Genomic DNA, 13,143 nt, shown 5'->3' on the forward strand with positions numbered 1-13,143 from the left:
TGTTCATGAGTCCAGCCGCGATGCCAGCCAGTCGACGTAGTCCATTTGTTCTCCCAGAAAAGCGCGGATGCGCCGGCGCAGTTCCGCTGTGCTTGGAAGTGGGGGAAGGCCCAGCTCCGATTGCTTCTTCCGGTATGCCTGCGCGAGCACCAGGATGGCCAGGCAGTGGAAGACGTCTTTGTCCAGCCGGTATGTCTTGCACTTTTCCTTCGTCCACATGCTTACTTCCGGGCCGTGGCGCTTCAGAAGGAACCAGTGCGGGAGGAAATAGGCCCACAGCGGATCGACAAGTCGCTTGCCCTCGGCCTGGTCGATCTCGAAGTACCCGCAGACCATGGCCGCCAGCGCATCCACTTCGAGCAAGGAACCCAGATGGAAGTCGTGGATCGTGCCGCGTTCGGAAAATTGCTTCGGTAGGCGCCACAGGGCTCCAGCCAGGTCCCGTAGGACCTGCATGCCGCCGATCTCCGGCGGGAGTTCCGCCAGTCGCCTGCTTGAATCGAGATCGGTAAGGTAAACCTCGCCGTCGTTCTTGTTGAAGTAGAAGTTGTCCCAGACCGCGGAGTAGCGGTACAAGCCGGCCTGGGCGAACCTCCGCATCGCCCTGCCCACCAGGAGCGCCACCTTCGATTGGGCGGTGACCCTCGAAGGCTCGTCCAACCCGCCCTCGATGCCCAAGGCCTTCATCACGGCTTCGAAATGAGCGTGGCGTTCGGAAGTTGGATTGGATTCCGTCTCGTAGAGAAAGTCGAGTGAATACGGGCTTTCGTCCGGTGCTAGCGACACCACCGCGCCGATGGGCTCTCCCTTGAATTGCTCACGTCCGTAACGCCACAACGCGAAGGGCACGATCGAAGGAACTCCGGCGCGGTGCAGGACCTCCGCGTTCTCGTATTCCTGGCGTGCCCTGCGCAGCAAGATCGCACCGAACGGCGCCGGCTCGCTGTGAACGCCTCTGAATTCGCCTTCGGCGTCGACGCCGAAGTGGACGGTCCGCGCTGTTTCTTCGTACTCGGCCACCGACGGCGGAAGAACGCCGACAGGGTGGGCACCTTTGATCCCCGAGCGGACCCGGGGATCGGCCGGATTCCACGCACCGACGCCCTTCAGCTTGGCGGCCAGCAGCAGCGGCCCTCCATTCGCCATGCGGACCGGGTCCTGCAACACGTACCAAGCGGTACGTCCCGGCTTGAAGAAGCGAGGCTGGACCTCCCAGGACACGATCTGCTCGATCGCTTTGAGGTCCCGGCAGCTGAGCGCGGGCTCGGCCTGGCGCTCGACGATGTTGGACGGTAGTTGATCCATGGAACTCCGTGGGCAGGATGGTGGCGGCCGGCTGCTTCACAGCATCGATCAGCCGCGGGGTGCATGCGGTACGTCTCGACTCAAGCCCTTGCCGGCAGCTTGCGCACAGCGGCTTGAATGCGGAAATACGTTTCTTCGATGGCCTCGCGAGTTCCGCCAAAGGGAATGCGAATGCACTCGGGTGAGTTGTAGTAGCTGCCGCCCGTGACTCTCAAACCGTGCTCGGTGATCAGTGTTGCGGCGAACTCGTCTCCCGTCACCCCCAGTGCGGACACATCGGGTAGCAGGAACGGGCCACCTTGCGGAACGACAAACGGCATTCCTTCAATACCACGCAGCAGACTGACCGAGATGTCGCGATTGAGCTCGAACTCGGCGGCGAGATCGTGCAACCACGCGTCCGGTCCGCGCAGCGCTGCGGCAACCGCCGCCTGAGCAACATGGTTGGCCGCCAGCATCATCCATTCGACCATCTTTGCGAAGATCGTGGTGAGCGCCGGCGGTGCCACGACCCAGCCCACTCGCCAAGCACCCATTGCGAACGACTTGGTGGCGCTCTGTACCAGCAATGTGCGCTCCGCCATGCCGTCAAGGCTGTAGAGGCTCGTGTGCTCCCGGCCGTCGTAGACCAGCCTGTCGTAGGCCTCGTCCGCCACCATGAGGATGTTGTGCGTCTGGGCAACGTCGGCAAGCTTCATCAATTCGTCCCGGCTCAACACGCGCCCGGTGGGGTTCACGGGCGTGTTGACAATGAGGAGCTTGGTGCGCGGCGTAATCGCCTGCTTGATGCGGTCGATGTCCCAAGCGTATTCGGCGTCCGCCTGCATGGGGACGTAGACCGGTTGTGCCTTGGCCAGCTTCACGAGCCCGTCGTAAGAGAAGCAGGGGGACGGGATGATGACCTCGTCGCCTGGCGCCAAGAGCGCTGACATGATCACGTGCAAGGCTTGCATCGCGCCATTCGTGACCACGACCTGGGTTTCAGGATCGGGGGCGACACCGGTGTTGGCCTCGATGCGCGCTGCAATCGCCTGCCTGAGCGCCGGCACACCCCGCCCTGGCGCATATCCTGTATCCCGCATCGCCGCCTCCACCGCAGCCAGGACGTGTTCCGGGGGAGGGCGTCTGGGGGAGCCAGACAGCGGGACAATATCGCCTCCCTTCAATTTGCGCGGGCGCGCCATCTCGTCTGCTTCGCAAGAACCAACGCGGCCCAAGTCGAGAATGGACGCGGGAACGCCCGCGAAGGCGTCCAGGTCTAAGAGACGGGAATATCGATCACGGGAGGGCGAATTACTCATGATTCAGAATGTTTCTTTCGTCTTCTTGATGGCGCTACAGGTGTGAGATGAGCATTTGCTTGCTCAGCGGAACTGAACGGCATTCCAAATTAATTCGGACACTTTGAGCAGTTAAGACACTTTGAGTTATCGCACCCAGGCCGACAGAAAAGGGCGGCCCGGAGCTATACTTGACCGCAGTTTCGGACCGGTCTCCCCTCGGGCTGACCGCTCGATCCGAACTTACGCTTCCGCTGTCTTTATCTGAGAGAGGGTCTCCCCTATGACTGAAATTTCGCGCGCCCATCCTGAGGGCATGAACATCGGGATCGTTGGAGCGACCGGGCTGGTTGGCGAGTTCATGCTCGCATGTTTGTCCGACTGTGACTTTCCGGTGCGTTCGCTGCGCGTGTTTGCATCTGCACGCTCTGCCGGCAAGCGCCTGAGCTGGAAAGGCTTCGAACTCGTGGTTGAGGACGCCGCGACGGCCAACTATTCGGGCCTCGACATCGTCTTTTTTTCGGCAGGCGGGGATACCTCGCGCACCCTTGCGCCGGTCGTTGCGGCGGCAGGCGCAATCGTCATCGACAACTCGTCCGCGTGGCGTGCCGACCCCGAAGTACCGCTTGTGGTCGCCGAGGTGAATCCGCATGCGCTGCAGAAGATTCCAAAAGGCATCATCGCGAATCCGAACTGCACGACGATGGCCGCGATGCCTGTCTTGAAGCCGCTGCACGATCTCGCAGGGCTGAAGCGGCTGATCGTCAGCACCTACCAGGCCGTGTCCGGGGGAGGCGTCGCCGGGGTGGAGGAGTTGCAGGGCCAAATCCAGTCCGCGGGCGCCGACGCTGTGAAGCTCGTGCAGAACGGCGAAGGTGTGGCGCTTCCGCAACCGAAAAAGTGGCTGGTCCCGATCGCGTTCAACGTGGTTCCCTTTAACTACCGGGTCGTCGAGGACGGCTACACGGACGAAGAACTGAAGCTGCGCGACGAGAGCCGGAAGATTCTCGGCATCCCGGACCTGCGCGTTTCGGGAACCTGCGTACGCGTCCCCGTGTTCACCGGGCATTCGCTGTCCATCAATGCCGAGTTCGAGCGGCCCTTGTCGCCGCAGGCGGCCCTGGAGGCGCTCGGCCGAGCGCCCGGGGTCGTCGTCACCGAAGTGCCCAATCCCTTGGGCGCGACCGGCCAGGACCCTGTCTTCGTGGGTCGCGTTCGCAAGGACCCCACGGTTGACAACGGGCTCGCGATGTTCGTGAGCGGTGACAATCTCCGCAAAGGCGCTGCCCTCAACGCCGTGCAGATCGCACAAGTCCTTGTCCGCACCGGACTCCCGCGCCGCTAATTCAATCATCTGCATAGGCCGCTCCGCCCGGACGTAGGGCGGAGTGTTCGCGGTTGGACCGTGACAGCGGGTAGAGGACCTGGTCGGTCCACTTTTCCTCGCCGAACAAGTAGTCGTCCTTCAAGCCAACCGCTTCCGGGTATTTGCGCGTGATCCGGGCCGTCCCGAAGATCACGTCCCAGATAAACAGCAGGTTGCCGAAGTTTCCTGTGTAATTGCCCACACCGTCCTTCTCGGTGACGGCGTGGTGCGCCCAATGCGTTGCGGGCGTAGAGATCGTACGTTCCAGCACCCACATGAGAGGCTGCAGGAAACGGATCTGATAAAGCCGCTCGTCCCAACGCCACGCCGAGTGCGCGCCCAGGCTGACCGCCTGCTTGATCACCACATAGACGATAAATACCTGGCCGAATCCCAGGAATACAAGCACTCCGCTCAGCCAGAGTCCTGGCATCAACAGGAAATAGAAGAGGTTGCCGCGGTAGGTCATGCGGATGCTCATGTACCTCGCCGAATGATGCGCACGGTGCAGCGGCCACAGGAACCGCTTGTGCGAGATCCGGTGATACCAGTACTGAACCATGTCGTCAGCGCAGAGCAGGATGATCGCCTTTTTCCACCATGCCAAATCGCTCAACGCGCCTCGGGCCTCAGGGATAAATGTGCTGCACAAGAAGTTGGTGGTGAGCAAGGCGATGGGCTGGGCGATCGCGACCAGGGCGATGAATATCACCAATTCAAGTTTTGTGTCGTTGCCCGAGGCTTTTACTGTCGTCCGATAGCGGCCGGAGACAAATTCCATGGTGGCAAAGCCAAGGATCAGGGACCCGATAAGGATGTTTTGCAGGTAAGGGTTCATGTTATTTAGCATGCACTCGCGGATCCGACCACTTTCCGTTCGAAACGAAATACCTCCTGATGAGCACAAACATCGCGCAGACGCAGCCCATCACCATCAGCACGCGCACGACGGGGAACATCAGAGACGCCGCCCCGACCGCCATGCTGCCGATCGGGTAGAGGGCGCTTGCCATGTTGTAGCGAGAGATGACGGAACCGCGCCACTGTTCGGGCGCGTTCAGATGCAGCCAGGCATTGATCAAGGTCCCGGAAATGTTCAGGCAAAACCCGATAAGGAAAAACAGCAGGCCGGTGAGATATGCGTTCTTCGAGACCGTAACAGCGGCGAGTACCAGCCCGCTCGCGATGATGGCGGCCGGCACGAGTTGAGGCACTCTGGAGAATTGCGTCAGCCTTGCGGCCCAAACGGAAGCGGCAGCGGCGCCGACCCCCGTCGCGACAGCCATGGTCCCGTACACGCCAGCCTCTCCCTTGAGTTGAAGAATCGTGATCGCTGGAATGAAGGAAAGGAAGGGCATCGTCAGCGCGAACATCGCCGCTGCTGCGATCAAAGGCTCCCGCAGCGCGCCGTTGACGGCGATGTGACGTGAGACCAAGTGGGCATCTGTCGCGGCTCCGGCGTGCGCGGTGTGAGCGCGCCCAAGCCGTGCTGGTCCTTTGAACCGCACCAGGAAGGCGATCAGCGGCAGGTAGCTCGCCGCGTTGAAGGCGAAACAGTAGATCTCCCCGAACCTCGGCATCAGGTATCCGGCCAAGGCCGGCCCGACCAACCGGCCTGCGTTGACGGACAGCGAGTTCCATGTGGCAATGCGGCCCTTGGATTCGTTGTCCACCACCATGCCGGCGATGAACGTTTGCAGTGCAGGCACCTCGAAGGCGAACAACGTGCCCTGAAGGACGCAGAGAACCACCAGCGCGATGACCGAGAAATGGAACTGGATGGTGGCGATCAGCAGGAGACATTGCCCGATGAGCGCCACTTGGATCGCAAGAAGGAAGTTCTTGGACAGGTGGAGGTCCACACACCTGCCGGCAAACCGGCCGATCAGCAGTGCGGGCAACTGGTTGAGGCAAGCGACGACGCCCAGCAAGAATGCCGAGTCGGTGACCCGATAGACGAGCCAAGCGACGGCAAAATTCTGAGCCCATGTGCCGGCGCTTGAAAGAAACTGCGCAAGGAGGATTGCTCGGACTTGTCTTGCCATCGCACTCACGTCCTCATCGTTCCCCGGGGGCTGCAACCTCGCCCCGGGTTACGTGGTTTCGCCACAGCTTTTCAATCTCCGCTGCGATTCTTTCGCTGCCGCGGCCATCCACCAGCTCGCGGCCCCGCATCGCCATCCGATGGCGGCGCAGGGGATCGGAACGGATCGCCTCTACCTCCGCAAGCAGAGCAGCCCCGTCAAGGTCGGCGCCGAAACCCATGTCCACTGTGGCGCCAAGGCGGGCGACTCGCGCCGCTGTCTCTGTTTCCCAGGGCTCGGCGCTGACGGTCAGTGTGGGCAAGCCAACGCACAAGCACTCCAGCAGCGTCAAGCCTGCTCCCGTAATCGCTAGATCGGCGGACTGCATCAATGCCGCCATCCGGCTGCAGTTGGCATGCAGGCGAAGGTCATCGCCCCAGATGCCGATCTCCCGGTCCAGCTCTTCGTCTTCCGCGAAGGCCGGGCCTTTCAACAGCTGCACTTCGAACTCGCCCTTCAGCGGGGCAAGTGCCCGCAAGATCTTCTTCAAGAAGCCATGCGTGTCCGAGCCCCCCTGCATCAGGAGCACGCTCTTGACCTCGTCGTTGATCCGAAGCGGTGATGCCCAGGCCTCCCGGAACTCCTCTCGCAACATGATGAAATGGGGGTCCGTCAGCGCGTCCTCGACCCAGTACAGCGGATTGATGCGCAGGTCCGCAAGCGCAGCCCCTGGCCCCGCATCGTCCAGGGTGACGAGCAGCGCCCCTGTGGCCCGCAGCTGCTCCATGGTCGCCGGCGGGTTCTGCAAGCGGCTTAATACCATCACGTCGGGCTTCGCCGCCTGGTAGACGTGCTGCTCCTGTTCCCATGAAGCCGCCACCGCCACACGGTGACCACGCTCGCGCAGAAGGGTGCAACCTTCCTCTTCGCGTGAGACGACGAACTCGAAGACGGCGAAGTCCGGCAAGGCCTCCGCGATGGCGATCGCAGCCCACACGTCCCCCATACCCTGCAGGAACCCGCCGTCGGTCCGGAACACGACGCGCACTAGTTCACCATGTCCCAGGAAATCACTTCATCGGGTGCGATGTCAGACTTCGCGCATCGTCCGACGAGCAGATGGGCCGCCTTCGGGGGCACACCGTGGCCGGGCCGCTTGATGATCAACTTGTCCTCGGTGATCCGCTCGCCCGCAGCGATCTTCCTGCGGGCCACCACGCTCTTGCGGGTCTCCGTCCTCATCTCAAGCTCGGAGGGCGCCGGCCGCTTGACGGGCTCGCCCATCGCGACCTCGAGTTCTCGGATGCCGCTCACCAGAGCCTTCATCTCCGCAGGGTCGGCAGAGAAGAACGCGTCCGGCGCATCCATGTTCTTGTCGAGTGTGAAGTGCTTTTCGATCACCGTCGCGCCGAGAGCGACGGCGCCCAGCGCCGCAGTGACGCCCACCGTGTGGTCCGAATAGCCCACCTGCACGTCGAACAGGGTGCGAAAGAGAGAAATCGCCCGCAAGTTCAAATGCGTCAGGTCGTGAACGGGGTAGTTGGACAAGCAGTGAAGAATGGCAACGTCCCGCTTGCCCGTTGCTGCCACCGTCTCATAGGCTTCCACGACCTCCGTCAGTGAACCCATTCCGGTCGAGAAGATGAGCGGTTTGCCCAGCCGCGCAACATGATCGAGGAAGGGAAGGTTCGTCAAGTCATCCGAGCCGAGCTTGAACGCGGGGACACCCAGGCGATCGAGCAGGGCGGCATCGTCGTAGTGGCTCGGCGACGAGAACGCCAACATGCCTTTGGTCGCTGCGTAGGCGAACAATTCGCGATGCGCCGCCTCGTCGAGCTCGTACCGCTTGAACTCGTCGAACTGGTTGACGCCGCCGGCTTCCGCCGGAAATGTGCAAGACCGGGTGGTGATGGTCTCCGCACGGAATGTCTGGAACTTGATGGCATCGACGCCGCACTCCACGGCGGCGTCGATTGACTCGCGGGCTTGGGCCAGAGTGTTGAAGTTGTAGCCGATCTCCGCGATTACGAACACAGGGTGGCCTGTGCCAATCGTCTTGTTGCCGACGTTGAAACTGATTGCCATATCGTCACTCTCGCTATTTGAAGGTGTGTTGCAGCCGCGGCGTGTCCTTGCTGCGAAGGACTTCTAGGCTTTCGGGTCCTGATTGGAAGAGAAGGTCAATGCAGGACATACAGGGCAGGAAGGGCTCGTATCGTTGCGGGTAGATGGGATGGAAGAACTGCTGGAAGCGCACGTCGATTCCCGCTCTCTCAAACGAGGGGAGATCCAGATAGCTTTCTCCGGATACGCCGGAGAGGTAGGTCGTCGCCCCGGTGGCGATGCTCAAGTCACGCATCAGATCCCCCTTGCGCGACTTCAAGCCGAACTCCGACGACTTGATCAACGTCACCCCGATGCCATAGGCGTCGAAGAGATAGCGGATGAGCGCCTCGTTCAGGTCAACCAGCCTTTCCCATCGTTCACCGAGGAGCGCCTGCAGGCCGGCGCCATACCGCTCGAAGTGCGGTGAGGGCCCGTAGTTCTGCTTGATTGCAGACCAAATCTTGTGGGCCCACTTTGCCTGGAATTCGTTCGAGATCCTGACCTCGTTGATCGGTGGCCATCCGCTCGAGTGCATCGGTACGACCACCCATTCCGCTCCGTTCGCGGTTCGAATCTGGTTCCGGTTATGGAAGTACCGTTTGCGGACGGGCACGTGGTCAAGCAGTATGAACAGATCCGCCTGCACCGCCTTGTCGAGAAAGCCCAGCCAAGGTAGGAACTCCGGCTGATGAATGGTGACAATCATCGGATGCTGCCTTTGGCCTACTTCCCGATTTCCTGGGTCCTTCCGACCAGCTCTTGCAGCATGATGACGCGAGCACCTGCTTTGACCGGCACCTGTTGCGTCTGCCGAGGCTGGTAGCAGACGCGGCAAGGTGCGAGTTCTCTTGTGCCAGCGGCGCGCTTGTGGATCTCGCGCACACGTCGCATCTCGGCGCCGTTCCAGATCTCGGCGATGCTCTGCGTCCGAGTGTCCCCGATGGGCACCTGCCCCAACTCGTCGTTGATGCACATGAACGCGCGTCCGTCCGAGCCGATGACCAGTCGCTGGAACGGCACCGGGCAGGTGAAGTCCTTGATGTACTGGATTTCGTCGTCCTTGTGAAGGTAGTCGAGGAGGTTGTTGACGCTCACCTCATCGACGAGCGGATCGAAGGTGTCGAAGTAGGTGTCCGGGCTGGGCTGGATCGCCGGCCAGACACCTTGGATTCGGAGCGCCGGTTTGGCACTGCCTTTTCGGCGTTTGATCTCCGCGAACCCGGCGATCTTTTCGACCATCGGGGCGTACTTCGCGGGCTTGCGGATCTTTTCATAGACCTCGCCCGTCCCGTCGAAAGAGATCGTCAGCCAGTCCAGCTGCAGGTCGACCAGGGCCTCGAACATCTCGGTCGACAACCTCAGACCGTTGGACAAGGTGCTCACCTCCTTGATGCCGCGCTCCTTCGCGTAACGGATGCACTTCAAGAAGTGCTTGTTCAGCGTCGGCTCGCCGCGCCAGCTCAAGCGGATCGAGAACACCTTGTTGTCCGCCAATTGGTCGACGATCCTGGTGAACAGCTCGAAATTCAGATTCTCATGAGGTACCTGCTTCTTGAACGCCTCGGTGGTCGTGTAGCACATGGGGCACTTCATGTTGCAGGCCGAGGACAGCTCAAGGTCGACGTGGTCGGGGTAGGAGCCGGCAAGACGCAGCTGCGGATAGACGAACCAGCGCACCCTGCTCCTTGCATACGCAAAGAGGTGTCCTCTGCCGCGCTTGAGATGGAAGCCGAGGCGCCGCAGCAGGCCGCTCGCTGGCTTGTCCGCCTTGTTGATCTTCATGTGTCCGCTCCCTGCCGTCTTGCCGGCCGCTGGCTCACTGGTGCTGCGGGTTTTTGTGGCGGCTCTTGTACCAGTCGATGTACCTCCCGAGTCCGACCTCGAACGGGGTGCTCGCGCTCCAGCCCAGCTCTTCGCGCGCCCGCACGCTCGACACGTCCTTGCCGGAAAAATCGCCCGGCCGCGCCGGCTTGTATTCGATGACGACATCGCCGAAGTGGCCGCAGACCGACTCGGCGATCTGCTTGATCGAGATCTTCTCCACGCCATCGAGGTTGTAGATCTTGTTGGCTGCGACCGGTTTCAGCGCGGCAACGTGGCCTTCGGCGAGGTCCTCGACATAGACAAACTTGCGGAACTGCAGTCCATCACCTTCCAGTGTGATCGGCTCTTTGCGCATCGCCTTGTCAACGAAGATCGGGACGACTGCACCAGGGCGCGCTCGCGGACCATAGGGAATGCCATAACGCAGGATCGTGACGTCCAGCCCATATAGCTTGCTGTACGACTTGCAGTAGTGCTCCCCGGCGATCTTGGTGGCCGTGTAAAAGTGGCTGGGCGCGCCCAATGCCGTGTCTTCTGTGACTTCCCGGGGCTCCGCGTCGCTGTACACCCACGTTGTACTCGAGTACACCACCCGCTTCACGCGGTTGGAGCGCCTCGCCGCTTCAAGGACGTGGACAGTTCCACGGACGTTCACGGCGTCCGCCTTCATCGGATCCGCCAGAACGTCCTTGACGTCCGCCACAGCCGCGGTATGAATGATGTAGTCGACCCCTGCCGCTGCCTTGGTGAGTGCCTCGAGATCGAGTACCGACCCCTGGACGAAATCCACGTCCTTGCGCTGCGTGGGTTCGCAAAGATCGTAGACACACACGTCGATGCCTTGATCCCTGAACTTGTCGACGATGTGCGACCCAACGAAGCCCGCCCCCCCAGTCACCATGACTTTCATGTGTTCCCCCTGATTTCTTGAATTGATTTAGACAAAGAATCGAGCACGTGCCTGCACTCCTCGACGGTCATGTCGGGATACAGGGGCAAGCAGATGTGCCGGCGGGCAACGAATGCGGCGCCAGGGAAATCCCCCGCAGGGTGATCGCAGGTACATCCCTCCCAGCCATGTCGAACCGCAGTGCCGCCGTCCCGGTGCATGCCGCAGTACGTGTACCCCTGCCACACAGGTTCGGTGTGGCAGAGGTCTGCGTAGACCTCACCTGTCAGTGAAACCTCGTAGCGCTCCTGCATCAGTTTCTTCAAGCGATCGCGGTCGAGGTCTTCGTCGAGGAATGCGATGTATTTGTAGTAGCTGGAGACCATCCCCTTCGGCAACTTCAACGGCTGAACGCCGGCGACGCCTGCGATGTTCTGGTCATAGAAGGCGGCGATCTCCTGACGCTGAGAAATCCAGCCCTCGGCCTTCTCCATCTGCCAGACGCCGAACGCTGCGGTCAACTCGCTGATGCGGTAGTTGTTGCCGGGCTCGCTCATCTTGTTTCGAAGTGCCGGGTTCTTCCCGTGGTTGCGGAAGATCTTCACCTTCTCCGCAATCTCGTCGCTGTTCGTCACGACCATCCCACCCTCACCGGTCGTGAGCGTCTTGGTGGGGAAGAACGAAAAGGCGCCAGCGCATCCGATGGTGCCCGCAGGAGCGCCGTTGAGGCTGCAGCCATGCGCGTGGGCACAGTCCTCAATCAACGCGAGGTTGCGTTCCTCGCAAAGGCGCTTGAGTTTCTCGACCGCGGGTGTGATGACGCCACCGATGTGGACGAGGATGACGGCAGCCGTGTCGTCCTCGATGCGCCGCGCGACGTCCTCCGGATCCAAACACAGCGTGTTCGGATCGGAGTCTGCGAAGATGACCCGGTTCTTCGTGTTCACCACTGCGTACGCAGTGGCTGCGAACGTGTTGGTCGGCACGATGATCGAGCGCTGCTGGATCCCCAGGGCCCGGATGATCAGCTCCAGTGAGGCGGTCCCGCTTGCGTTTGAGATTGCATGCTTCGCACCGGAAAACTGCGCGAACATCTCCTCGAATCTGCGTGTCTGCGGTCCCATGGTGAGACTGCCTGACAGCAGAACGGACTTGAAGCGTTCACCGAGGACTTGAGCGTCTTCTTCGGTGATCGGAAGTCGTAAGATCGGTACTTTCAAGCGGGTAACCCTCCGTGGTTCGTTGGTCTTGGAATTTGGCCGGGCGCGGCAACGCGCCTGGTCTGCGTTTACTCTGAACGCGTGTGTTGCAGCTCGAGGCGTGGTGAGGCCGTGGCATGGTCTGCCGGCGCCCGCGGAATGAGCAGCTTCACGTTGTCGTGGTTCATCGCCGTGATGTGGCCGGCGATCGTGATGCGATCCCATGCGTCGTAGGGCGCTTCGCACTCGTCCAGCAAATCAAAGAGGTCGCGCCAGTCGGTTCGTGTCCGGTGGCGAATGTCTTCGATCAATCTGATGGCATTGCTCGACGGCCCGGCGCAAGTGTGCATGCGACTCCTCGCCGCCGTCTCCACTCTTAGGAGGGATTGCGAGAGATCAAGCGTGTGTTCAGGGACGCTCGAATACAACTCTTTCGCCAGCTTCGACAACTCGTCGTCGGGCAAGGTTGCGCCAGTCAGCATTCGCTGCAGCAGAGACTTCCGAGCCCTCTCCGGCAGGAGGATCGCGATCTCTCGGACCAAGTCGGCCGGCTCGTCTGGTGAGTGAACCAGACTGAGCATGATGGATTTGTGCCCCAGAGACCCTCGGAGATCCCCAGCACGACTCGCCTTGGGGTCGGCGGGGCCTTTCTGCCTCGCGAAGCGCCGCGTGGCGATTTCGTTCCCGCTCGGCGCTGGCCGGATCGAGACGAGCAAGGAGTGGCACGCGCTCATCAAGATGTCGCAGGCCGCCTTTCGTTCCGGCAATGCCGTGTTCCATTGGTATTGCCAGAGGGAGCGCACCTGGTGCCGATCGAGCTGTACGGCGACCGCGTCCACGACGGAGTAGTCGTTCACGCGCAACCACTGAAGGAGCGGTTCGAGCTTGCGCGAGGCAATGGCGTCGGGCCTCACAAGCACATAGGAGTGCGCAAGCAGGACCTTCAGCGCGGCGTCCTGCGCGACATCGACCAGATCCTCCCACCCCTCCCAGAAGTACGCGTCGGTTGCGTAAAGCGCCTCCTTCTCGCGCATCACGGTCAAACCACCGGGCATGCGCGGCCCGTACGTGTTGTCCAACACGATCACGTGCGTCCCTCCTCTTGTCTGCCTCTTGTCATCACTCTTGCAAGCCAGCGGCACGCATCGAG

At 61.5% G+C, this 13,143-nt stretch carries 12 protein-coding genes; 1 reads left to right on the plus strand and 11 read right to left on the minus strand.

Features of this window, described 5'->3' with window-relative positions; translation table 11 throughout:
* Positions 1 to 3: 3 nt before the first annotated feature.
* Together OOT46_RS02775 and OOT46_RS02780 are read right to left on the minus strand one after the other, a co-directional pair.
* Complete coding sequence (locus OOT46_RS02775; protein ID WP_265402049.1) at positions 4 to 1,305, minus strand: hypothetical protein; 1,302 nt, start codon at positions 1,303 to 1,305, stop codon at positions 4 to 6.
* Between the two features lie 80 nt (positions 1,306 to 1,385).
* On the minus strand, positions 1,386 to 2,606 hold the full coding sequence (locus tag OOT46_RS02780) for a pyridoxal phosphate-dependent aminotransferase (protein ID WP_265402050.1): 1,221 nt from the start codon (positions 2,604 to 2,606) through the stop codon (positions 1,386 to 1,388).
* Positions 2,607 to 2,901: 295 nt separating this feature from the next.
* On the opposite strand from OOT46_RS02780, the gene OOT46_RS02785 reads away from it, so the two are divergent.
* The gene (locus tag OOT46_RS02785) at positions 2,902 to 3,930 is read left to right on the plus strand and encodes an aspartate-semialdehyde dehydrogenase (protein ID WP_265402051.1); all 1,029 of its coding nucleotides are present in this window, start codon (positions 2,902 to 2,904) and stop codon (positions 3,928 to 3,930) included.
* A gap of 1 nt (position 3,931) precedes the next feature.
* On the opposite strand, the gene OOT46_RS02790 is transcribed toward OOT46_RS02785, so the two are convergent.
* From OOT46_RS02790 to OOT46_RS02830, 9 genes are all read right to left on the minus strand, one after another.
* A complete protein-coding gene (locus tag OOT46_RS02790; RefSeq protein ID WP_265402052.1) occupies positions 3,932 to 4,789 on the minus strand; it encodes a sterol desaturase family protein in 858 nt (285 codons plus the stop codon).
* Between the two features lies 1 nt (position 4,790).
* Positions 4,791 to 5,996, minus strand: coding sequence for an MFS transporter (locus OOT46_RS02795; RefSeq protein ID WP_265402053.1), 1,206 nt, complete (start codon positions 5,994 to 5,996; stop codon positions 4,791 to 4,793).
* 13 nt (positions 5,997 to 6,009) lie between these two features.
* The gene (locus OOT46_RS02800; RefSeq protein ID WP_265402054.1) at positions 6,010 to 7,023 is read right to left on the minus strand and encodes a PseG/SpsG family protein; all 1,014 of its coding nucleotides are present in this window, start codon (positions 7,021 to 7,023) and stop codon (positions 6,010 to 6,012) included.
* On the minus strand, positions 7,023 to 8,060 hold the full coding sequence (locus OOT46_RS02805) for an N-acetylneuraminate synthase family protein (protein ID WP_265402055.1): 1,038 nt from the start codon (positions 8,058 to 8,060) through the stop codon (positions 7,023 to 7,025). Before OOT46_RS02805 ends, OOT46_RS02800 begins: the two co-directional genes overlap by 1 nt.
* Positions 8,061 to 8,073: 13 nt before the next feature.
* The gene (locus OOT46_RS02810; protein ID WP_265402056.1) at positions 8,074 to 8,787 is read right to left on the minus strand and encodes a WbqC family protein; all 714 of its coding nucleotides are present in this window, start codon (positions 8,785 to 8,787) and stop codon (positions 8,074 to 8,076) included.
* Positions 8,788 to 8,804: 17 nt separating this feature from the next.
* A complete protein-coding gene (locus OOT46_RS02815; protein WP_265402057.1) occupies positions 8,805 to 9,863 on the minus strand; it encodes a radical SAM/SPASM domain-containing protein in 1,059 nt (352 codons plus the stop codon).
* A 34-nt stretch (positions 9,864 to 9,897) separates the two neighbouring features.
* On the minus strand, positions 9,898 to 10,815 hold the full coding sequence (locus OOT46_RS02820) for an NAD-dependent epimerase/dehydratase family protein (RefSeq protein ID WP_265402058.1): 918 nt from the start codon (positions 10,813 to 10,815) through the stop codon (positions 9,898 to 9,900).
* Positions 10,812 to 12,014 carry a DegT/DnrJ/EryC1/StrS family aminotransferase gene (locus OOT46_RS02825; RefSeq protein ID WP_265402059.1) on the minus strand — a complete coding sequence of 401 codons (1,203 nt, stop codon included), beginning with the start codon at positions 12,012 to 12,014 and terminating at the stop codon, positions 10,812 to 10,814. Before OOT46_RS02825 ends, OOT46_RS02820 begins: the two co-directional genes overlap by 4 nt.
* 68 nt (positions 12,015 to 12,082) lie before the next feature.
* Positions 12,083 to 13,081, minus strand: a complete 999-nt coding sequence (locus tag OOT46_RS02830; protein ID WP_265402060.1) for a nucleoside-diphosphate kinase — start codon at positions 13,079 to 13,081, stop codon at positions 12,083 to 12,085.
* Positions 13,082 to 13,143: the final 62 nt, after the last annotated feature.

This window comes from Aquabacterium sp. A7-Y (assembly GCF_026153205.1).
Taxonomy (GTDB): domain Bacteria; phylum Pseudomonadota; class Gammaproteobacteria; order Burkholderiales; family Burkholderiaceae_C; genus Caldimonas.